Source organism: Sulfitobacter dubius (assembly GCF_027214245.1).
GTDB classification, from domain to species: Bacteria; Pseudomonadota; Alphaproteobacteria; order Rhodobacterales; family Rhodobacteraceae; genus Sulfitobacter; species Sulfitobacter dubius_A.
Window position 1 is genome coordinate 1 of record NZ_JAPWHM010000008.1, and the last position, 21252, is coordinate 21252.

The following is a 21252-nucleotide window of genomic DNA, read 5'->3' on the forward strand; positions in this document are numbered from 1 at the left end:
GGGAAGTGTGTTCACATGGGTCAGTTCTCAGTGACAATTTATGGGGCTACCGGGTCAGTTCTCAGTGACAATCAACACCCCTTGCGGTCCCGGCGTTCGCATTCCTCGATCGAGGTCGCGACATGGATCTCTACGAAGGCGCCGAAGTTCTCCACATCCTCACGCACTGCGCGACGGGTGGTGGCATAGGGCGCGATCGGCGCGCAGATGGCGATGCCGCCATTCTTGGTGATCTCTGACGCGACATAGCCGATGCGGCGGATGTTCAAATCGCGGTGTTCTTTGGAGAAGCCCAACTCAGAGGAAAGGTTTTTCCGCACGATATCGCCATCCAGCAGCGTCACAGGGCGACCGCCCATCTCCATCAGCTTGACCATCAGCGCGTTGGCGATGGTGGATTTGCCTGAGCCGGAGAACCCGGTGAAGAAGACGGTGAAACCCTGTTTCGAGCGCGGCGGGGAGGTGCGGCGCAGCTCCTTCACGACCTCGGGGAAGGAGAACCACTCAGGGATCTCCAGACCTTCACGCAGGCGGCGACGCAACTCAGTGCCCGAGATGTTCAGGATGGTAACGCTGTCTTTGTCCTCGATCTCATCCATGGCCTCATATTGAGCGCGTTCCTGCACCCAGACCATATGTTTGAAATCGACCATTTCGATGCCCATTTCCTCCTGATGCGCGCGGAACAGGTCCTGCGCGTCATAGGGGCCATAGAAATCCTCACCGGCGGAGTTCTTGCCGGGGCCAGCGTGGTCGCGGCCGACGATGAAATGGGTGCAGCCGTGGTTCTTGCGGATCAGCCCGTGCCAGACGGCCTCACGCGGGCCAGCCATGCGCATGGCGAGGTTCAAGAGCGACATGGAGGTGGTGGCGGCAGGGTATTTGTCGAGCACCGCCTCGTAGCAGCGCACGCGGGTGAAGTGATCCACGTCGCCGGGTTTGGTCATGCCTACGACCGGGTGGATCAGCAGGTTGGCCTGCGCCTCACGGGCGGCACGGAAGGTGAGTTCCTGGTGCGCACGGTGCAGCGGGTTGCGGGTTTGGAAAGCCACAACCCGGCGCCAGCCCAGCTTGCGGAAATAGGCGCGCAATTCGTTGGGCGTGTCGCGGCGGGCGCGGAAATCATAGTGCACCGGCTGCTGGATGCCGGTCACCGGACCGCCAAGATAGACGTTGCCCGCTTGGTTGTGCAGATAGTTCACCGCCGGATGCGCGTCGTCATCCGCGCCAAAGACCTTCTCGGCCTCGCGTGCCTTGTTCGGGGTCCAACGGTCGGTGATGGTCATGGTCGCAAGGATCACGCCCTCTTGGTCGCGCAGGGCAATGTCCTGACCCAGTTCCAGCTTTTCGGCGAAGGCTTCGCTGACGTCGAGGTTGATCGGCATGGGCCAGAGGCTGCCATCGGCCAGCCGCATGTTCTCGACCACGCCGTCATAATCTTCCTCGGACAGGAAACCTTTGAGCGGATTGAAACCGCCGTTCATCAAAAGCTCCAGATCGCAGATCTGACGCGGGGTGAGATCAAGGCTCACCAGATTGCCGGCTTCGATCTTCAGTTTCTGCGAAGACTCGTAAGAGACATAGAGTTCGGGGATCGGCGCGAGGTTGCTGGGCATCATAACTATCACTTTTTCTAAACTTGGCAGGTGGCTTTGAATGGGGCCGCCATAGCTGCAATGCGCGTGATATGTCTATAGAATTAGTGCTCTGAGCCTGAAACTTCCTACCTGTTGCCCATTCAAATTCCCGAAGGCTGGGGTGACGGGGTCACAATTTTTCCACCTCACGCCAGCGCCCAAATCGCGCTCCCGCAACTGGACTATCCAATAGATTTAGTCCTCTGACGCCCTGCAGGGCGCGCGCTCACATGCGTTGGAATGGGCAATCCCTCTTACCCATCGGGATTTGACCCTGCTGCCTTCCCGCCTCAAAGCCACACGGGCCGTCCCCATCCGACATTCCGCTTCTACCGCAAAACAGCGCGCACCCCATACGCCAGGTGCCCAAAATTTCACAGTTCGGCTGTCAACTGCCCAATCATACAGCACCCTTTCTGCGGTGCAGAAACTTCCTCGGGGTCAGGGCTTGCTGGCTCGGCCCTCTGAACTGAGGCTGTAGAGGCTCCGTTACGGGGCGTCGCGAACGGAGCTGTCCGGTAAGGGGGCCATCCGCGCGTAACTATAATAAACGCTGTGTGGAAATGCATTTGGCCTTTGGCATGCTTGCGTCTCCGCTCTTCCGCACACCAAACGGGGATACCGAAATGAGACTTTCCACCAAACGCACACTTACTGCGACCGCTGCCCTATTGATCGCAGGTTCAGCCGCCAGCGCGGAATGCGAGGGCCCGATCAAGGTTGGCGTGCTGCACTCTCTGTCCGGCACGATGGCCATTTCCGAGACGACGTTGAAAGACACGATGGAGCTTTTGATCACGCAACAAAACGCTGCGGGCGGTCTGTTGGATTGCGAAATCGAAGCCGTTGTAGTGGATCCCGCCTCGGACTGGCCTTTGTTCGCCGAAAAGGCGCGTGAGCTTCTGACCGTGTCCGAGGTGGATGTCATCTTCGGCTCTTGGACATCTGTTTCGCGCAAATCTGCATTGCCTGTTCTGGAAGAGTTGAACGGTCTGATGTTCTACCCGGTTCAGTATGAGGGCGAAGAAAGCTCGCGCAACGTGTTCTATACGGGCGCGGCCCCGAATCAGCAGGCGATCCCTGCGACCGATTATTTCCTGGAGGAACTGGGCGTCGAGAAATTTGCTCTGCTCGGCACAGACTATGTCTATCCCAGAACCACCAACAATATCCTTGAACAGTACCTTTTGGACAAGGGCATCCCCAAGGAAAACATCTTCGTCAACTATACACCTTTCGGGCATTCGGACTGGTCCACCATTGTGGCGGATGTGGTCGAACTGGGGGCGGATGGCTCTCAGGTGGGCGTGATCTCGACCATCAACGGCGACGCGAATATCGGCTTTTACAAGGAGTTGGCAGCTGCCGGTATCTCGGCTGACGACATCCCGGTCGTGGCATTTTCGGTCGGGGAAGAAGAGCTTTCGGGTCTCGATACCGCTGATCTTGTCGGCCACCTCGCTGCGTGGAACTACTTTCAATCCGCAGAATCCGATGCGAACGACGAATGGGTCGCCGCTTGGAAAGAGGCGATGGGCGAAGACCGCGTGACCAATGACCCGATGGAAGCCCATTATATTGGTTTCAACATGTGGGTGAATGCGGTCACCGAGGCGGGCACCACGGATGTGGATGCGGTTCGTGCGGCGATGTATGGGCAGGAATTCCCGAACCTCACCGGCGGGACGGCTGTCATGCTGCCCAATCACCACCTCGCCAAGCCTGTCTTGATTGGTGAAATCACCTCTGACGGCCAGTTCGACATCATCAGCCAGACCGAAGAGGTGCCCGGCGATGCATGGACGGACTTCCTGCCTGAATCGGCTGTTCTGGTCTCCGATTGGAAAGAACTTGAGTGCGGCATGTATAATACCGAAACCAAGACCTGCGTTCAGTTGACCTCGAACTACTAACGCCAAGCGTCGGGCGCGTCCTCAACCGCGCCCGACACTCTTTCTGAACACACTTTCCGTCCGAAAGCCCCATATCTCATGGTTCGAATACTGCTCAGCCTGATGTGCTTGCTGACATCCGTCAGTCTTGCATCCGCTCAGGAACTTCAGTCTGTCTTGCAGACCCACGCCGAAAAGGTGGCCAAGCCATCGCGCAATTCGGTCGGCGTTTTGTTGGACGATCTGGTGGCATCGGGCCTGCCGCAGGTTCCTGTTTTTCTTGAGCAATGGGCCGAGCGGAGCGTCTGGCAAGACGATGCAACGGGCCTGTTCTACTTTGCGAAGGAAGCCGGCGATACACTCACGCTGCGCGACGTTGATACGGGCGAAGAGACGACGGCTTCTTCAGGCAGTTTCAGCCAGCTGCGCCCCAATGGCGGTGTGCGGCGTGTCATCGGGACGGCATTGGTGCAGTTCCAACTGTCTGATCCCGACCCCGAACGCCGCAGCGCCGCCCTTGAAAGCATCGCGCGACGCAGCGATGCCAGCCAGCTTGACCCGCTCTTGGCCTCGCTTGAAGGGGAGAATGACCCCATCCTGCGCGCCCGCAAAGAGCAACTGAGCAATTTCTTGACCGCGCGCTTCGGAGCGGCCCCCGAGGCGCGCATTCGTGCGATCGAAAGCCTGTCTTCCGACACCTCTCTCGAAGCCCGCGCGGTGCTGAGCCAAATTCTATCTGTAACGACAGGCGTTGCGGCAGAGCAGCCCGAGGGTAACATCGCCCGCAATCTTGACCCCATGGTGGCCCCTTCGGCGAGCTATGAGACGCTGGTCGAAGCCGATCTTGCCCCTGCAATCGTGCCGCCCAGTGATATTCGCGCTGCCCTTGAAGCCAATATCGTCGATGGCCGCGTCGGCGACATCCCTCTGGCGCAATTGGACGACCCGGACAAGCGGATGGATGCGTATCGCGCGCTTGCCGAGGCGGGGGCCGTCCCGCCATTGGTAACGCCGGATGATATCGACACCGCCCTGCGGAATGCCGTCTTCTATGAACGCTACGAAGAGGATGACAGGGCGATCACCGACGCTGCCCGCACCACGCTCGACGCGGTTGAGACGCGGGTCGGCTGGGCGCAGACCTTTGATTTGACGTTGGACGGTTTGTCGCTGGCCTCAATTTATTTTCTCGCAGCGATTGGGTTGGCGATCACCTTTGGGCAGATGGGGGTCATCAACATGGCCCATGGCGAGTTTATCATGATGGGCGCCTATACCGGCTATGTCGTGCAGCTCATCGTCCCTGACTACACGGTCTCGCTGCTCATCGCGCTGCCGCTAGCCTTTGCCGTTACCTTTGGGGCGGGTGTCGCAATGGAGCGGTTGGTGATCCGGCATCTCTATCACCGCCCGCTTGAAACCTTGTTGGCGACCTTCGGCATCTCGATCGCCTTGCAGCAAATCGCCAAGAATATTTTTGGCACGCAGGCCCGCCCGCTGACATCGCCTGAGTGGCTTCGGGGCGCGCTCGTGATCTCAGATGTGGTTCAAATCAGTTACATCCGCATCGCCATATTCGTGCTGGCGCTGATCTTTCTGTTTTTGCTGCTGTATATCCTCAAGCGCACGCGCCTTGGCTTGGAGGTGCGCGCGGTGACGCAAAACCCCGGCATGGCGGCCTCAATGGGCATCAACCCCGATCGCATCAACATGATGACCTTCGGGCTGGGGTCCGGCATCGCCGGGGTCGCGGGCGTCGGCATCGGCCTTTATGCGCAGGTCACCTCTGAGATGGGCGCGAACTATATCGTGCAAAGCTTCATGACCGTCGTAGTGGGCGGTGTTGGATCGGTATTCGGCACGCTGGCCGGAGCAGGGCTGATTGGCTTCCTGCAAAAGGGGATCGAGTGGCTGAACCCGTCCAACACGCTGGCGGCACAGACCTACATGATCCTTTTCATCATCCTGTTCATTCAATTCCGGCCCAAGGGCATCGTCGCCCCCAAAGGCCGGGCAGCGGCGGATTGAGCCATGACCCAGACGCACAGCCAACGACGGTCTTTCATCGGGCGCAATCCTTCGGTCCTCTACTTCCTTGCCGCGCTCGGCCTCTTTACAGTCCTTGTGACGGTAATGTCCGAAGCCGCCGGTACCGGTCTTGTCTCAACCTCCTTCGTCAAGACATTGGGCAAAGCCCTGTGTCTTTGCCTCGTGGCCATCGCGATGGATGTGGTTTGGGGGTATTGCGGCATCCTTAGCCTCGGACATTTCGCCTTTTTCGGGATCGGCGGCTACGCCATCGGGATGTGGCTCATGTATGCGCGCACCGAAATCATCGTGGCCGACAGCCTCGCCGGTCAGGTCATCCCGCCAACCCCGCAAGAGATTTCAGACGCCATCGGAAACCAGATTTTCGGGGTCGTCGGCTCATCGGAATTCCCGTTAATCTGGGCCTTCGCGGACAACCTTTTTATCCAATTGGCCTTCGTCGTGCTGATCCCCGGCGCCTTTGCGCTGGTCTTTGGCTGGCTTGCATTCCGCAGCCGCGTTAATGGGGTTTACCTGTCGATCCTGACCCAAGCCATGACCCTGGCGCTCGCGCTCTACCTGTTTCAGAACGACAGCGGTTTGCGTGGCAACAACGGTCTGTCGGGCCTGCAAAACATCCCCGGCTTCGCGGAAAGCGGCCAAGACGTGGTCTCCATCGTCTTTTTCCTCGCCTCTGCCTTGGCGCTTGCTCTGGGCTATCTGTTTTTCGCGTGGATCACCGACAGCAAGCTGGGCAATGTCATCCAAGCCATCCGTGACGATGAATCGCGCGTTCGTTTTCTGGGCTACCATGTAGAGAGCTATAAACTCTTCGTCTTCACCATCACCGCCATCGTCGCAGGCATCGCCGGTGCGCTTTATTACCCGCAAGCGGGCATCATCAACCCTGCTGAAATCGCCCCCATCGCGTCGATCTATCTCGCGGTATGGGTCGCCATCGGCGGGCGTGGCCGGCTTTACGGGGCGGTGATCGGTGCGGCAGTGGTCTCGCTTTTGTCCAGTTGGTTTACGGGCGGTGGCGCACCCAGCATCAATCTGGGGGTCTATACGATCCACTGGGTCGATTGGTGGCTGGTGCTGCTCGGTCTGAGCTTTGTACTTATCACGCTGTTTGCGCCCAAGGGCATCGGCGGCCTCTTTGATAAACTGGTGCGCAAGCCATGAGTTCTCTTTTGGAAATGTCCGGAATTTCGAAATCTTTTGACGGGTTTCAGGCGATCAAGAACCTTAGTCTACAGATCGGTGAACCGGAATTGCGCGCGGTGATCGGCCCCAATGGCGCGGGCAAGACGACCTTTATGGACATCATCACCGGCAAGACAAAGCCGGATGAGGGCTATATTCTGTTTGGTGATGACAGCCGCTCACTTATTGGCATGTCGGAAAGCCAGATCGCGATGCTTGGGATTGGGCGCAAGTTTCAAAAGCCGACCGTGTTTGAGGCGCAAACCGTGCGCGAAAACCTTGCCATGGCGCTAAAGAACCCGCGTGGCACATTCTCGGTGCTGTTCCACCGCAAGACCTCGGAAGGGGCGGCGCGGCTTGAAAAGATCGCCGATGAGATCAACCTGACCGCCCATCTCTCCCGCCCCGCCGGAGAGTTAAGCCACGGGCAAAAGCAGTGGCTGGAGATCGGGATGCTGCTTGCGCAATCACCCCGCTTGCTGCTGGTGGATGAGCCCGCCGCAGGCATGACGGCGCATGAACGCGAACACACTACAGACATCCTGAAAAAAGCCGCCGAGACCCGCGCCGTTATCGTGGTGGAGCACGACATGGAGTTCGTGCGGCGGCTGAATTGCAAGGTGACCGTTTTGCACGAAGGATCGGTGCTGGCCGAAGGGTCGCTGGATCATGTCACCAGCAACCAGACTGTTATTGACGTTTATTTGGGGCGCAGCGATGCTGGAGATTGAGAACTTAAACCTGAAATACGGGCAATCTCAGATACTTCATGAGGTCACGTTGAACGCGCCCGTGGGGCAGGTGACCTGTGTGACGGGCACCAATGGGGTCGGCAAAACCAGCTTGCTGAAAGCCATCGCCGGGCGGCATCCTTTTTCGGGCGGGCGGATCAGCCTTGATGGTGAAGAATTGCAACCGGGCCGTGCGGCCCTGTCAGCCAAAGCGGGCGTCGGATATGTGCCACAGGGGCGCGAGATATTTCCGCTCATGACCGTTCAAGAGAACCTTGAAACGGGCTTTGCCTGTCTTCCCAAATCCGAGCACAAGATCCCGGATGACATTTTTGAGCTTTTCCCGGTCCTTGCTGAGATGAAGGCCCGGCGCGGGGGGGACTTGTCTGGTGGGCAACAACAGCAGCTTTCCATCGCCCGGGCGCTTATTGCCCGCCCCAAGGTGCTGCTGTTGGACGAACCGACCGAAGGAATTCAGCCCAATATCATCCAGATGATTGGCCACACCATTCGCCTTCTGCGGGATCGGGGGGAATTGGCCATCGTGTTGGTGGAGCAGAATTTCGAATTTGCCTACCTCAATGCCGATCATTTCCACGTCATGCAGCGCGGACAAATCACCCAATCGATCCCAAAATCCGAAGCCCAACGCGCGCAACTCTTGGACGCGCTTGCGCTATAAGTGATTGCTGTTGCCCGTCTTGCGCGCAGGCCCGGCTTGCCCACAAGGCACAAAACCCTTCTATTATTGTGGCGCGGCGGGGCAGCAAAGTCTTGACTTCCCGACCGTCAAACGGTGTACCTGCGCGAAACCTGAAATAGCCCTAGGAAGGGACCATCATGCACGCCTATCGCAGCCATACCTGTGCCGATCTGAGCCTTGAGAACAAGGGTGACACTGTGCGCCTGTCCGGCTGGGTGCACCGGGTGCGCGATCACGGCGGTGTGCTGTTTCTGGACCTGCGCGACCATTACGGGATCACTCAGGTCATCTGCGACCCTGACAGCCCGGCCTTCGCCGAGATGGAAAAGGTCCGCGCGGAATGGTGCGTGCGCATTGATGGCACCGTAAAGGCGCGGGACGAAAGCCTTGTGAACCCCAAGCTGCCCACGGGCGAGATTGAGGTCTATGCGCGCGACATCGAAGTGCTGGGTTCCGCCGCTGAACTGCCGCTTCAGGTCTTCGGCGAGCAGGAATACCCCGAAGAGACGCGCCTGCGCTATCGTTACCTCGACCTGCGTCGCGAGAAGATGCAAAAGAACATGGCGCTGCGCTCCGACGTTGTGACGTCCATCCGCAAGCGCATGTGGGATCAGAACTTCCGCGAGTTCCAGACGCCGATCATCACCGCGTCTTCCCCCGAAGGCGCGCGCGACTTCCTCGTGCCGTCGCGCCTGCACCCCGGCAAGTTCTACGCCCTGCCGCAGGCGCCGCAGCAGTTCAAACAGCTTTTGATGGTCTCGGGCTTTGATAAGTATTTCCAGATCGCGCCCTGCTTCCGCGATGAAGACCCGCGCGCCGACCGCTCGCCCACCGATTTCTACCAGCTCGACATGGAGATGTCCTTTGTCACCCAGCAGGACGTTTTCGACACGATCCAGCCGGTGATCGCAGGCATCTTCCAAGAGTTCGGCGGCGGTAAGAAGGTCGACGAGACCTGGGAACAGATTTCCTACAAGGATGCCGCGCTGTGGTATGGCTCGGACAAGCCTGACCTGCGCAACCCTATCAAGATGCAGGTCGTGTCCGACCATTTCCGCGATTCCGGTTTTGCGATCTTCGCCAAGCTGCTGGAGCAGGATGGCACCGAAATCCGCGCGATCCCCGCACCCAAGGGCGGCAGCCGCAAGTTCTGCGACCGCATGAACGCCTTTGCTCAAAAAGAAGGTCTGCCCGGCATGGGGTATATCTTCTGGCGCGATCAGGGCAACGGCATGGAAGCGGCTGGTCCACTGGCCAAAAACATTGGTCCCGAGCGCACCGAGGCGATCCGCCAGCAGTTGGATCTGGGCGTCGGCGACGCGGCCTTCTTCCTCGGTGGCAAGCCGAAGTCATTTGAAGCAGTCGCAGGCCGCGCGCGGAACGTGATCGGCGAGGAGTTGAACCTCACCGACAAGGACCGTTTCGCCTTTGCATGGATTGTGGATTTCCCGATCTACGAGCGTGACGAAGAGACCGGCAAGATCGACTTTGAGCACAACCCCTTTTCCATGCCGCAGGGCGGGATGGAGGCGCTGCAGGGCGATCCACTCAAGGTGTTGGGCTATCAATATGACCTCGCTTGCAACGGCTACGAACTGGTCTCGGGCGCGATCCGAAACCACAAGCCGGAGATCATGTTCAAGGCGTTTGAGATCGCAGGCTATGGCGAAGACGAGGTGCGCAAGCGCTTTGGCGGCATGGTTAATGCCTTCCAATACGGCGCCCCGCCCCACGGCGGCTGTGCCGCCGGTATCGACCGGATCGTCATGCTGCTGGCCGAAGAGCAGAACATCCGCGAAGTCATTCTCTTCCCGATGAACCAGCGTGCCGAAGACCTGATGATGAACGCGCCTTCTGAACCCACCAGCGATCAGCTGATGGAACTGGGCTTGCGGGTCATCCCGCAGGAGTGATCCTGTCTGAATGAAGTGTCATCCCCGGCTCAGTCGGGGGTGATATTGCCCGGTAGGATGCCCAGCACCAGAACCGGGCAGCCGCCGCTGCGCCCGGCGGCGATGCGGCTGATGAGCTTATGGGTGCCGGTTGTGCTGGCTCCGAATTTCGCGCTCACGGTCTTGTCGGTCTCATTCCCGAATTTGTCCAAGCAATTGCCGAGCGATTTGAAAAACCCGTTCGACAGTTCGCGCGTCACGATGACGCCGACATCGATCACCCCCGCTTCGAAAAAGCTACGAAAGGCATAGAGGTCACGGTCGTAGGTCTGGTCTTTGCTGTTCCACTCATAATCGAAAGCAACGCGGCTGCGCCAAAAGTCGACCATATGGTTGTGGATGAAGTCTTCGCGGATGATGCGGTCGACCTCGGGGGCATTGTCGCCCTTGCCCGCGGTGAGCTGCACCAACAGATCGGCTTTGATGCGCACTTCCTCGTGGAAATTCTCGGCCGCCGCATATTGCGCGAAACGGGTGGTGGCCGACATGCGGTTGCCCCCCGGCGCGCGAATTTCATTGCGGCTGATCGTGAACTGCCGCAGCACGCGGATGATCGCGGCCAGTTCCTCGGGCGCGCGCTGTTGCAGCACGGCGGCGGCGCTGCGGTAGCTGGTGACGGAGTAGCGATCGCGCAGATCGACGGGCAGCAGGTCTTCGACGAGCCTTTCATCGTCGAACACCGCGTCGTCGATGCGCCGCGCCAGATTACTCAGCCGCGACACTGGAATTGTAGCTGTAGGTCTTCCAATCGGGCTTGTAATCCGCCTCGGCCTGATTGCCCCAAACGGTCCAGCCCTCGCGGACACCGCGCCCGAACAGTTCGAGGTAGGGGCCCCAAGAGCAGCTTTCGATCAGGTCATATTGCTCATCCGGTTTGCGCGAATGCTCCCGCTTGCGGGTCTGCATCATGTTTACCTGACGCCGCCCGGCATCCAAGGTGCGCACGTTCTTGCCGCGCACGCCGAACAGCAAAATTTCGGTCACATTGCGGAAATAGAACCCCACGCCGCGCCCGTCACTGCCACCGTCTTTGCGGATTTTGTGCCAAATGATGTTGGATTTATACTCAAATCCCCAGGCCTTGAGCACCTGCAACCCTTCGGGCAGCAGCGCATTTGGCACCCACATGTAGCAATGCGCGCGGTCTTCGAGGTGATCGGCCACGGGCAGGGCGCAGATGTCATCAACCGTCATCGTGGGATAACGGGCCAAGCGCTTATGCTCTGGCGCGACCTTGCCAGTACGATTGGTGAAGCGCCACGGCGGGTCCGCCATGACGCAGCCAAACCGGTCTTTGCCCAGAAAGTCGCGTAGGTCTTGTGATGGATTATCGCTCATATCCAATATATTGCGTTTCCTCGGGCTTTCTTGCAACCGCTACCTGCCCAGAGGGGCTGGATATCCACAAGAACGTTAAGAGAACACGTTTATCAGGTAAGAGCGTGTCCGGTCAATCCTCAAGACTGTCTTCGCGCTTTTCCTCGATGAGCTTGGCTTCCTTTTCCTTACGCTTCAGGAACTTGTCGCCGAAGGCGTCGTTATGTTCCTCGCCAATGACCTTCTTGGCGCGGGTGAAAAGCTCGTCTTCTTCCTCGTCCATATGATGTTCATAGTCATGCTTGAGTTGCTTGAAACGAGTCAGCCAAGCAGAAGACGACATATCGGTTTCGCGCAGTTCTTCCATAAGATCGTCAAGCTGCTGGTGTTCGTGAACCGAATGGCGCGCGTGATCTTGGCCCCATGTTTCGGACATCAGCGTGGAATAAAAGGTCTCTTCCTCGGCGGCGGCGTGGGACTTCACGTCATGGTAAAAACGGTCCCAAGCCTTGCGGCGCTCGGCGCTGTCGCCTTCGGTGTCGGCAATGGTATTGAGCAGGGCGCGGTGTTCATCATGATCTTCTTTGATCGCGTCATAGATGGAGGGCATGGGAAAAATCCTTTGGTGTTACCTGTGGGTAACGCCGAAGCCACCGGCAGGTTCCCGCCCTAGAAGACCGCGCCCTTCGCCGCTTGGCTGGCGACCTGTTGGAACAGCCCGCCTGTTTGGGCGTGAAATGCCGCCAAAGTAACGACCACCAGCCCCAGAACATTCGCGCCCACGACAATCCAATCGACCGGTTTTGCGGGTTTGGCGCTGTCCTTGGCATGGTGCTGGGTCATTTCACCCTCCGGGGGTCGCGTGCGTTTAGCATAATGCTGCAGGCTGAATGTGGCATGAATGTGTAGCTTGGAGGCCAAGACTGGGGTCTGGTGGGATTATTTCAAGTTTATTCATCTTGGCGGCCTGTAAAGCGCGGTGCATAACTTTGCTATGAACAGCAGATTAGACCCGCGCCCTGTCGGGCCCACGATAGAGAATTGGGCCGAGCCCCAACGGCCCGCCGGTGAGGTGCTCTCCGGGCGCCATGTCGTGTTGGAGCCGCTTTCGGCAGAGAAACACGCCGCGCTGCTCTACCCCGCCTATGTGGGGGAGGACCACGTTTGGGATTATCTGCCCTATGGGCCATTCTCTTCGGCGGCGCAGTATCACCGCTGGGTGCGCGATAGTGCAGCGCAGGTCGATCCGTATTTCATGGCGGTGAAAGACCGCGCGCGGGATCAATGGGTGGGCGTGGCAAGCTTTCTGCGGATCAAGCCCGAGGCAGGCAGTATCGAGGTGGGCCACATCAACTTCAGCCCCGCCCTACAGCGCACCCCCGCGGCGACCGAGGCGATATTCTTGATGATGCAATGGGCCTTTGAGGCGGGCTACCGAAGGTTCGAGTGGAAGTGCGACGCGCTCAACCGTCCGTCCCGCCGCGCCGCGCAGCGGCTGGGACTAAGCTATGAGGGTGTCTTTCGGCAAGCGACCATCGTTAAGGGGCGCAACCGCGACACGGCTTGGTTCGCCGCGATCGACACGGAATGGCCCGCGCTGAAAGAGGCGTTTGAAGCTTGGCTGTCCCCCAGTAATTTTGACGGGCAGGGGCAACAGAAGGAACGGCTCGGCGATCTGACCCGCCTTGTTCGTGTAACGAGCGATCCGATGCTTTAAGTGGCCTGCCTGCCGGATGGGTTAAATCGCAATTTTTTCGGTCAATCGGATCTGGATCATCCCGGCTATGGTCGCGGCCTCTGGCCCCGCGGGTTGGCCTAGGGCGCGTTTGTGGGCCAAAGCCCTTGCCGCCTCTTCCAGCCTAAGGTCATTCGCGGAGCGGGCAACGCCGCAGAGAAACTGCGCCACATAATCAAGCGTGGGCTCATCCGGTTCGCCGCCGAGCACGCCAGCGATATGGGCAATGTCATCTTGAAAGCCGATTCGGTCCGGGGAGACATCTTCATCCGGGAGGGCGCGCAGGCCCACGGGACGACGCTCTTCTGGGAGGGTTTTCAGAATGGCCTGCTGAAAGGATGACAGCGATGTAATCGGCTTCGCGATAAACCCATCGACCCCGGCCGCGCGGGCATCAGGCTCCATATGGCTGTCGCCAGAGATGGCGATGATCGTTTCCACCCGCGGCGTGCTTTGTGTGAGTTCGGCGATCAGGTCCAGACCGCTGCCGTCGGGCAGGCCAAGGTCGACCAACGCCACAGCGGGGCGATAGACCTGTAGGTGGCGCCGGGCAGAGCGCAAACTATCTGCCCGCCTGATCCGCGCGCCAGAGCGTAGACAGAGCAGGCGCATCGCCTCGCAAGCGAAACGGCTGTCTTCCACCACTAAAACGGTGAGACCCAGCAGCGGTCGCTCCGCCGTGGGGGTGGGGGTGGTTCTTTCGAAAGGGTCGGTGTCGTCCATGATCGCCTCCAACAACATCTGCTACGCTATCGTTACGCCGCGTTGGCTAACGACGCGTTAACGTGACGCATTGTTGTTCAGCGGACAGGCGGGCATAAAGCTGGGCAAATCACGAGGAGCACCCAAGATGATCGGACGTCTTAACCATGTGGCCATCGCCGTGCCGGATCTCGATGCGGCGGCGGATCAGTATCGCCACGCGCTTGGCGCTAAGGTCGGCGCGCCGCAGGCCGAACCGGATCACGGGGTGACCGTGATCTTTATCGAACTGCCCAACACCAAGATCGAATTGCTGCACCCGCTGGGTGACGACAGCCCGATCAACGGCTTTCTGGAAAAGAACCCGGCGGGTGGCATCCACCACATCTGCTATGAGGTCGATGACATCATCGCGGCGCGCGACCATCTGAAATCCACCGGCGCGCGCGTGCTGGGCTCGGGCGAGCCCAAAATCGGCGCCCATGGCAAGCCGGTGCTGTTCCTGCATCCCAAGGATTTCAACGGCGCGCTCGTCGAGCTTGAGGAGGTCTGAGCATGGGGATCGTTTCGGGCATTGTGCTGTTCGCCGTCATTTGGTCGATGACCTTTATGGTTGCTCTGCCGATTCGGGTGCAAACTCAAGGGGACGCAGGCGAGGTCGTGCCCGGCACCCATGCGGGCGCGCCGGCGCAGCATCATCTGGGGCGCAAGGCGCTGTGGACCACGCTGGTGGCCGCAATCATCTGGGCGATCTGCGCCACGGTCATCCTGTCGGGCTGGATCAGCGTGGCGGATATCGAAGGCTGGCTGCATCCGAATGCGGCACCAACGCATGGTACAGGTGGGTAAAGGTCGCCGCTCCTAGGATCGGGATCAGCAGGTTCAGCAGCGGCACCGACAGAGGCACCGCCATCAGCACCCCGGCCATCCAGATCGTGCCCGCATGACGGCGGCGCAGGCGCTTGGCCTCGTCCCGGCCATGGCGGCGCAGCGCGGCGAGGGTGAAATATTCGCGCCCCAGCAAGAACCCGTTCAGCCCCCAAAAAATGAACAGCGCCGCCGGGGCGAAGAGCAGGTAGAGCACCAGCGCCAGCAGGTTTGCCCCCACCAGCACGCCCATGAAGTTGACAGTATCGCGGATCGCATCGCCGATGCCGACACGGTGCGCCGGGGGCAGATGGGGGTAGTGCACCTCTTCCACCGCATCGGCGACCTCATCGAGAAACATCGAGGTGATCGCCGAGGCGACAGGCACCATTAGGAAGACCGAAAGGACCATCAGCAGGATCAGCGCGCTCCAACTCAGCAGATCGTCGAGCCAGTTGACCTCACCCAGCACCGGCAGCCATGCGTCTTCGGGCGTGACCCAATCCACCAGATAGGCAAAGCCCGCCGTGGCCACAATCAGCAGTGCCAGCGACAGGCCGACGCCGAGCAGGACCACCTTGCGAAAGCGCGCATCGCCCAGTTGACCAAGTGCGCGGGTAAAGGACCGCAGTATCGCGCTTACAGCCATGTGGTGATCTCGTCGATGTCAGGGCGCGGGCGTTCTGGTGGGGCGGCTGTTTCGGTGCCGATATGGATGATCCCCGCGATACGCTCATGCGGGGCGAGGGCAAAGCCTTCCTCCATGAAGCCGCGGTCATGGGAAGGCCAACCGCTGAGCCAGTTTGCACCCCAGCCCGCGGCGAGGGCGGCGTTGAGCAGCGCAAGGCAGACGGCCCCTGCGGAATAGGTCTGCTCTAGTGGTGGGATCTTGGGCGAGGGCTTTTGCACTTCGATCACCGCCACGGCGAGGTTGCCTTGATCGAATTGGCCACGCCCCTTGGCGGTGTCCTCTGGCCCGAGGCCAAGGGCCGCGCCGCGTTTCTCAGCCACTTCAGCCAATCGCGCCATCGCCGCGCGGTCGATGATGACAAAGCGCCACGGCTCCAGCTTCCCATGATCCGGCGTGCGCGCGGCGGCGGTCAGAAGCGGGCGCAGCGCCTCGGCATTGGGCACCGGAAGGCCGAGCGTCTTGGCCGGGCGCGAGCGCCGGTTTTGCAAAAAGGCGAGGGCGGAAGGGTCAGCTACGGGCATTGCGGTCTCTTACAGGTCCAGTTGCCGCGCCATATCGTCAATCGACTGGCGCAGGAAGGCATCAAAGGCAGGCGAAGGTTGGCGGGCGTGCAGGGCGCGGGCCATTGGATCGGGGGCATCGATTTTGCTACCGCTGAGCGCGGCGATCGTGGCATGACCGCAGAAGGGGACATAGGCCTCGGAATAGCCGCCCTCATGCACCAGCACCAACTTGCCATCGGAGACCCTATCGGCAGTATCGCGGATGCGTTTGGTCATTTCGGCAAAGGTGGCGGCGGTCGCCTGCATTCGCGCCAGCGGATCGACGATTGCCGCGTCATAGCCGCAGGCGACGATAATCATGTCGGGGGCGAAGGCGTCAATCACGGGGATCACCACGCGGTCCATCGCGTGTAAGTAGGCGGTGTGGCCCGAGCCCGCGTGCATCGGCAGGTTGATGTTATAGCCTTCGCCAGCACCCCGCCCGCGATCTGCGAGGCCGCCGGTGTCGATCGGGTAATTCCCCTCTTGGTGCAGAGAGATCGTCAGCACGTCATCGCGGTCATAATAGATCGCCTCGGTCCCATTGCCGTGGTGCACGTCCCAATCCAGCACGACGACACGCTTTGCCAAGCCCTTGGCCTGTGCGGCCTCGATGGCGATGGCGACATTGGCCAGCAGGCAGAACCCATTGGGCAGATCGGGCAGGCAGTGATGCCCCGGTGGGCGGCTGAGGGCATAGGCATTGTCGAGATCGCCGCGTGCCACGGCGTCGACCGCGGCGATGGCCAGCCCGGCAGACAACGCGGCCAGCTCATAGCCGCCACGGGCGAAGGGGACCGCATGGCCCAATTCCCCACCCCCCGCGTCAGAGAGCCGCTTGAATTCATCGAGGTAGCTTGCGGGATGCACCCGTGCCAGCGCTTCGCGGCTGGCCGGGACGGCGCTGCGGGTATCGAGTTCGTCGAAGAGCCCCGTTACCTCCATGAGGTTTTTCATGCGGCGCTTGGTCTCGGGGTTTTCCGGCAGGCCGCCGGCGGCGAGGGGCTGCACCAGCCCGCCGACCGGCATGGTAAAGGCATAGTTCCCGCCTGCGTGCCAGAAGCAGCGTTCGTCCCAAAAGAAACCTGTGGTCATGGTCGTGTCCCCTTCATCCTTGCGGGGAAGGTGGCGCAGGGCAGCGGGATTGTCCATGGCGGGAAGGGTCCACACGGGCGGTGGTGCGTGGGGTGGGTGCGGGATTCGGTATTTGTAAAAGGATGAAGGGGGAAGGGGGGGCTCTTTGAGCGGCGTTGCGGTCAGTTTGCCTCGGCCAGTAGGGCAGCGACATCGAGGGGGGAGTTGACCATTTTTAGGTCGCCTTGTGCATCGCGGGGCCAGTCGGCTTGGGGCCGGTCCCGGTACAACTCGACACCGTTGTTGTCGGGATCGCGCAGGTAGACTGCTTCGCTGACACCGTGATCGGCGGCGCCGTCCAATGTGATGCCATCTTCAAGCACCCGGCGCAGGGCGCGCGCCAATTGCTGCCGGTCGGGGTAGAGAAAAGCGCTGTGATAGAGGCCGGTATGGCCCGGCGGCGGCGGGGTGGCGCCCGCGCTTTCCCATGTGTTCAGCCCGATGTGGTGATGATAGCCGCCTGCGCCCAGAAAAGCCGCCTGATTGCCGTAGCGTTGGGTCACGGCAAAGCCCAGCAAGTCGCTGTAAAAATGAATGGCGCGGTCAAGGTCGGCGACCTTGAGGTGCACATGGCCGATGGTGGGGTGGGTCATCGCTTGGTCCTTTCGCTCTCCATTTAAGATGGCAGCGAGAGGGGGCAGGCGCAATTGCGTAGGAGAGCAGGGGGGCTGTGCGGCATTGCGGACAGCCCCGGTCTGTCAGCCGACCATGCCGACGATCTCATAGGTGCGTTTGAGGATCGGGGCGGTGATTTCGCGGGCCTGTTCCGCGCCCCGGGCGAGGATGCGGTCAATCTCGGTCTCATCGGCCATCAGGCGCTGCATTTCGGCGGTGATCGGGCCCAGTTTGGAGACAGCCAGTTCTGCCAGCGCGGGTTTGAAAGTGCCGAACTGCTGGCCGCCGACTTCGGCCAAGACTTGATCAATGGTCTGGTCGCTGAGGGCGGCGTAGATGTTCACGAGGTTGCGCGCTTCGGGGCGGTCCTTCAGGCCCTCGGCCTCGGACGGCAGAGCGTCGGGGTCGGTCTTGGCTTTGCGGAACTTCTTGGCGATCGTGTCGGCATCGTCGGTCAGGTTAATGCGGCTGGCGGGCGATGGGTCGGACTTCGACATTTTCTTGGACCCGTCGCGCAGGGACATGACGCGGGTGGCCGCGCCTTCGATGACCGGTTCGGTCAGCGGGAAGAAGTCGATGCCGTAGTCGTGGTTGAATTTGGCCGCGATGTCGCGGGTCAGTTCAAGGTGCTGTTTCTGGTCCTCGCCCACCGGCACATGGGTGGCGTGGTAGATCAGGATGTCGGCAGCCATCAGCGCGGGGTATGCGAAAAGGCCGAGCGATGCGGCCTCGGCATTCTTACCGGCCTTGTCCTTCCATTGGGTCATGCGGCCCATCCAGCCCATGCGGGCGACGCAGTTGAAAATCCAAGCCAGTTGCGCGTGTTCTGGCACTTGGCTTTGGTTGATCAGGATTGATTTCTCGGGGTCGATGCCAGAGGCGATGAAGCCCGCGCAAAGTTCGCGGGTGCTGCGTTTGAGGTCTTCGGGCTTTTGCGGAACCGTGATCGCGTGCAGGTCGACCATGCAATAGATCGACTGAACGCCCTGTTCCTGTGCATCGGCGAAGCGTTTGAGCGCGCCCAAGTAGTTGCCCAGATGCAGGTCGCCCGAGGGCTGAATACCGGAAAACACGCGCGGGGTGAATTGGGTCTCGGACATCGGGCGGCACCTCTGGGCTGGAAAGTCTTGCGCGGCAGGCTTACTTCTGGCCGCGAACCCCGTCAAGGAGCGCCCATGCAAGACCCTGATTTCCAACCCCCTGTGAACCCGCTGCCGCCAGCGGTTATCGTGCTGTTTTTGGCCATCGCCGGGGTTGAGGTGGTGCTATCGCTCGCCGAAGCCGGGTTGGTTGGCGGCCCCGCCGCCGTCGGCTGGCGGCTTGGGCTGGTGCGCGACTTTGGCTTTTCGGGGCTGATTTTTGACGCGATGATCGGCGCTGGCCAGTACCCGATTGAGCATATCTGGCGCGTGGTGACCTATCCATTCATCCATCTGGGCTTTACCCATGCGATCTTTGCCGTGGTGCTGCTTTTGGCCTTGGGCAAGTTGGTGGCTGAGGCGATGGGGCAGGTGGCTTTTTTGGTGATCTTCGTGCTGTCGGGCATTGGCGGAGCGCTTGTCTATGGGGCGCTGCTCAACGATCCGGTCTGGTTGGCGGGCGCCTATCCCAATGTTTATGGGCTGATCGGGGGCTATAGTTTCGTAATGTGGCGGCGGCTGCTTGGCTCAGGCGGGCCGCAGTATCAGGCGTTCACCCTGATTGCCCTGCTGATGGGGCTTCAGCTTTTCTGGGGCATTTTCTTTGAGACTGGATTCTTGTGGGTTGCGGAACTTGCCGGGTTCTTTTGTGGCTTTGGCCTGAGCTTTTTGGTCGCGCCCGGTGAATGGGCGCGACTGAGGGCGCGGTTGCAGCAGCGTTAACCGCGCCGAACCGCGCGTTTGAACTCGGACAGGCGGAAAGCGCCGATCAACTGGCCGATGCCAAAGTAGCTGATCGCGCCGATGGCGATCAGCAGCACCAGCGCCAGACCACGCAACCATGGCAGGCCCAGCATCGGTTGCAGGGCTGCATTGCCCAGCCAAAGGGCGACGCCCATCGTGGCGGAGGCCATGAGAATGCGCCAGATACGCTTGTGGAACCGTGCGTCGAACTTGGCCGCAGCGCCGAAACGCCGCGCGCCGATGGCGAGGCAGGCAAACATCGTCCAGCCCGCCAGCGTCGTGGCGACCGCCGGGGCAATCCAGCCGATAAAGGGCGCAAGGCCCACCGCGAGCGCTGCGTTCACCACCATGGCGACGACGGCGAAATGGAAGGGGCGGCGGGTGTCTTCGCGCGCGAAATAGACCGGTTGCAGGATCTTTTGCAGCACGAAGGATGGCAGGCCGAGGCCATAGATCATCACCGCCGTTGCAATCGCTGCGGTGTCATCGACGCCAGAGGCACCGCGTTCGAACAGCACCGTTACCAGTGCGAAGGGCACCACCATCAGCGCCACCGCCGACGGGATCGTCAGCGCGAGCGAAATCTCGGCGGCGCGGCTGAGCGCAGTTTGCGCGCCGTCGTTGTCCCCGGCGCGCAGGCGGCGCGACAGGTCGGGCAGTAAGACGATGCCAACGGCGATGCCCACGACGCCCAAGGGCAATTGGTACAGACGGTCTGCGGCAAAGAGCCATGAGACGGCTTTGTCATATTGACTGGCGACCAGCTGCCCGACCACAAGGTTGATCTGCATGACGCCGGAGGCCAGCGCGGCGGGCAGGGCGATGACGATCATCGCGCGCATGTCGGGGGTCCAGCGGGGCCGCGAGGGGCGCAGGGGGAAGCCCGCTTGGGCCGCGGCGCGCCATGTCAGGGCAAGCTGCGCCACGCCAGCCACCGGGATCGACCAGATCAGCCAGAGCGCGATTTCGCCCCCGGTGAGGGCGGCAAAGGTCATGGCGGCGATGACGAAGATGTTCAGCAGCACCGGCGCGGCGGCGGCCACGGCAAAGCGTCCGGTGGCGTTCAGGATGCCGGATAACAGCGCCGAGAGTGACATGCACAGGATATAGGGAAAGGCGATACGGCCAAAGACGACCGTCATGTCGAACCGCGGGTCTCCGACGAAGCCTTCGGCTGTCAGCCAGACCAACCCGGGCATAAAGATCATGCCCAAAGCGGTCAGCGCCAGCACCACCAGCGACAAGCCGTTGAAGGCATCGCGGGCGAATTTGCCAGCGCCTTCCTCGCCCTCCAGCTTTTTGGCGAACATCGGCACGAAGGCGGCGTTGAACGCGCCCTCGGCAAAGAAGCGGCGGAACATATTCGGCAGGCGGAAGGCGGCGACGAAGGCGTCCATCACCGGACCGGGGCCAATGAGCGACAGCAACAGCACCTCACGCAGGAAGCCGAGCACACGGCTGAGCAAGGTCCAGACACCGACAGTGAAAAAGCCGGACATAAGACGGATAGGTTTCATCAAAAGGTGCCTTAAATTGCGCTGAGGTGATCCCTAGCGCGGGCGCTTACCCTGTGCAATCGCGGTGAGCGGTGCCGGAAGGCTGGCCCCTCAGCTTTGG

The 21252-nt window shown here is 60.7% G+C and carries 22 protein-coding genes; 10 read left to right on the forward strand and 12 right to left on the reverse strand.

All coding sequences use genetic code 11. The annotated features are described in order from the left end of the window. Positions 1 to 71: 71 nt before the first annotated feature. Positions 72 to 1619, reverse strand: coding sequence for a bifunctional sulfate adenylyltransferase/adenylylsulfate kinase (locus O4H31_RS16915; protein ID WP_269347682.1), 1548 nt, complete (start codon positions 1617 to 1619; stop codon positions 72 to 74). Between the two features lie 644 nt (positions 1620 to 2263). Here O4H31_RS16915 and urtA point away from each other — a divergent pair. The 6 genes from urtA (at position 2264) to aspS (ending at position 10110) form a co-directional block, all read left to right on the forward strand. Then, entirely contained in the window at positions 2264 to 3550 is a 1287-nt protein-coding gene (gene urtA, locus O4H31_RS16920; RefSeq protein WP_269347683.1) for an urea ABC transporter substrate-binding protein, read from the forward strand. A gap of 78 nt (positions 3551 to 3628) precedes the next feature. Then, entirely contained in the window at positions 3629 to 5557 is a 1929-nt protein-coding gene (gene urtB / locus O4H31_RS16925; RefSeq protein WP_269347684.1) for an urea ABC transporter permease subunit UrtB, read from the forward strand. A 3-nt stretch (positions 5558 to 5560) separates the two neighbouring features. Next, the gene (urtC, locus tag O4H31_RS16930) at positions 5561 to 6742 is read left to right on the forward strand and encodes an urea ABC transporter permease subunit UrtC (RefSeq protein WP_269347686.1); all 1182 of its coding nucleotides are present in this window, start codon (positions 5561 to 5563) and stop codon (positions 6740 to 6742) included. After that, on the forward strand, positions 6739 to 7494 hold the full coding sequence (urtD, locus tag O4H31_RS16935) for an urea ABC transporter ATP-binding protein UrtD (RefSeq protein ID WP_067623736.1): 756 nt from the start codon (positions 6739 to 6741) through the stop codon (positions 7492 to 7494). Before urtC ends, urtD begins: the two co-directional genes overlap by 4 nt. Further along, entirely contained in the window at positions 7481 to 8176 is a 696-nt protein-coding gene (gene urtE, locus O4H31_RS16940) for an urea ABC transporter ATP-binding subunit UrtE (protein WP_269347689.1), read from the forward strand. The genes urtD and urtE overlap by 14 nt, the downstream gene beginning before the upstream one ends. 158 nt (positions 8177 to 8334) lie before the next feature. Further along, positions 8335 to 10110, forward strand: coding sequence for an aspartate--tRNA ligase (gene aspS / locus O4H31_RS16945; RefSeq protein WP_067623742.1), 1776 nt, complete (start codon positions 8335 to 8337; stop codon positions 10108 to 10110). Positions 10111 to 10139: 29 nt separating this feature from the next. Here aspS and O4H31_RS16950 read toward each other — a convergent pair whose 3' ends face one another. From O4H31_RS16950 to O4H31_RS16965, 4 genes are all read right to left on the reverse strand, one after another. Next, the gene (locus O4H31_RS16950) at positions 10140 to 10871 is read right to left on the reverse strand and encodes a BglII/BstYI family type II restriction endonuclease (protein ID WP_269347692.1); all 732 of its coding nucleotides are present in this window, start codon (positions 10869 to 10871) and stop codon (positions 10140 to 10142) included. Continuing rightward, complete coding sequence (locus tag O4H31_RS16955; protein WP_067623744.1) at positions 10855 to 11487, reverse strand: MT-A70 family methyltransferase; 633 nt, start codon at positions 11485 to 11487, stop codon at positions 10855 to 10857. Before O4H31_RS16955 ends, O4H31_RS16950 begins: the two co-directional genes overlap by 17 nt. A 112-nt stretch (positions 11488 to 11599) precedes the next feature. After that, positions 11600 to 12076 carry a hemerythrin domain-containing protein gene (locus O4H31_RS16960; protein ID WP_269347694.1) on the reverse strand — a complete coding sequence of 159 codons (477 nt, stop codon included), beginning with the start codon at positions 12074 to 12076 and terminating at the stop codon, positions 11600 to 11602. A gap of 59 nt (positions 12077 to 12135) precedes the next feature. After that, entirely contained in the window at positions 12136 to 12309 is a 174-nt protein-coding gene (locus O4H31_RS16965; protein WP_161487464.1) for a hypothetical protein, read from the reverse strand. Positions 12310 to 12460: 151 nt separating this feature from the next. Here O4H31_RS16965 and O4H31_RS16970 point away from each other — a divergent pair, with 151 nt between their 5' ends. Then, positions 12461 to 13183: a GNAT family N-acetyltransferase gene (locus O4H31_RS16970; protein ID WP_269347697.1), complete on the forward strand. Its 723-nt coding sequence runs from the start codon at positions 12461 to 12463 to the stop codon at positions 13181 to 13183. Between the two features lie 21 nt (positions 13184 to 13204). Here the strand turns inward: O4H31_RS16970 and O4H31_RS16975 are convergent, their stop codons facing one another. Further along, complete coding sequence (locus O4H31_RS16975) at positions 13205 to 13924, reverse strand: response regulator (protein ID WP_269347699.1); 720 nt, start codon at positions 13922 to 13924, stop codon at positions 13205 to 13207. A gap of 127 nt (positions 13925 to 14051) precedes the next feature. Here O4H31_RS16975 and mce point away from each other — a divergent pair, with 127 nt between their 5' ends. Both mce and O4H31_RS16985 read left to right on the forward strand, forming a co-directional pair. Next, positions 14052 to 14456, forward strand: coding sequence for a methylmalonyl-CoA epimerase (gene mce / locus O4H31_RS16980; RefSeq protein ID WP_067623753.1), 405 nt, complete (start codon positions 14052 to 14054; stop codon positions 14454 to 14456). Positions 14457 to 14458: 2 nt separating this feature from the next. Beyond that, positions 14459 to 14752 carry a DUF1467 family protein gene (locus O4H31_RS16985; protein ID WP_269347702.1) on the forward strand — a complete coding sequence of 98 codons (294 nt, stop codon included), beginning with the start codon at positions 14459 to 14461 and terminating at the stop codon, positions 14750 to 14752. Here O4H31_RS16985 and O4H31_RS16990 read toward each other — a convergent pair. The 5 genes from O4H31_RS16990 to trpS all read right to left on the reverse strand — a co-directional run bounded on the left by O4H31_RS16990 (position 14685) and on the right by trpS (position 18852). Then, complete coding sequence (locus O4H31_RS16990; RefSeq protein ID WP_269347704.1) at positions 14685 to 15419, reverse strand: EI24 domain-containing protein; 735 nt, start codon at positions 15417 to 15419, stop codon at positions 14685 to 14687. The genes O4H31_RS16985 and O4H31_RS16990 overlap by 68 nt on opposite strands. Next, entirely contained in the window at positions 15410 to 15982 is a 573-nt protein-coding gene (locus O4H31_RS16995) for a nitroreductase family protein (protein WP_269347705.1), read from the reverse strand. The genes O4H31_RS16990 and O4H31_RS16995 overlap by 10 nt, the downstream gene beginning before the upstream one ends. Positions 15983 to 15991: 9 nt before the next feature. After that, the gene (locus O4H31_RS17000; RefSeq protein ID WP_269347706.1) at positions 15992 to 17098 is read right to left on the reverse strand and encodes a class II histone deacetylase; all 1107 of its coding nucleotides are present in this window, start codon (positions 17096 to 17098) and stop codon (positions 15992 to 15994) included. A gap of 161 nt (positions 17099 to 17259) precedes the next feature. After that, positions 17260 to 17730, reverse strand: coding sequence for a VOC family protein (locus tag O4H31_RS17005; RefSeq protein WP_269347708.1), 471 nt, complete (start codon positions 17728 to 17730; stop codon positions 17260 to 17262). Between the two features lie 105 nt (positions 17731 to 17835). Beyond that, on the reverse strand, positions 17836 to 18852 hold the full coding sequence (gene trpS / locus O4H31_RS17010; protein ID WP_269347709.1) for a tryptophan--tRNA ligase: 1017 nt from the start codon (positions 18850 to 18852) through the stop codon (positions 17836 to 17838). Positions 18853 to 18927: 75 nt separating this feature from the next. Here trpS and O4H31_RS17015 point away from each other — a divergent pair, with 75 nt between their 5' ends. Then, entirely contained in the window at positions 18928 to 19614 is a 687-nt protein-coding gene (locus tag O4H31_RS17015) for a rhomboid family intramembrane serine protease (RefSeq protein ID WP_259982943.1), read from the forward strand. Here O4H31_RS17015 and murJ read toward each other — a convergent pair. Continuing rightward, positions 19611 to 21152 (reverse strand): murein biosynthesis integral membrane protein MurJ, encoded by a 1542-nt coding sequence (gene murJ, locus O4H31_RS17020; protein WP_269347712.1) that lies wholly within the window; start codon positions 21150 to 21152, stop codon positions 19611 to 19613. The two genes, O4H31_RS17015 and murJ, sit on opposite strands and share 4 nt — an antisense overlap. Between the last annotated feature and the right edge of the window lie 100 nt (positions 21153 to 21252).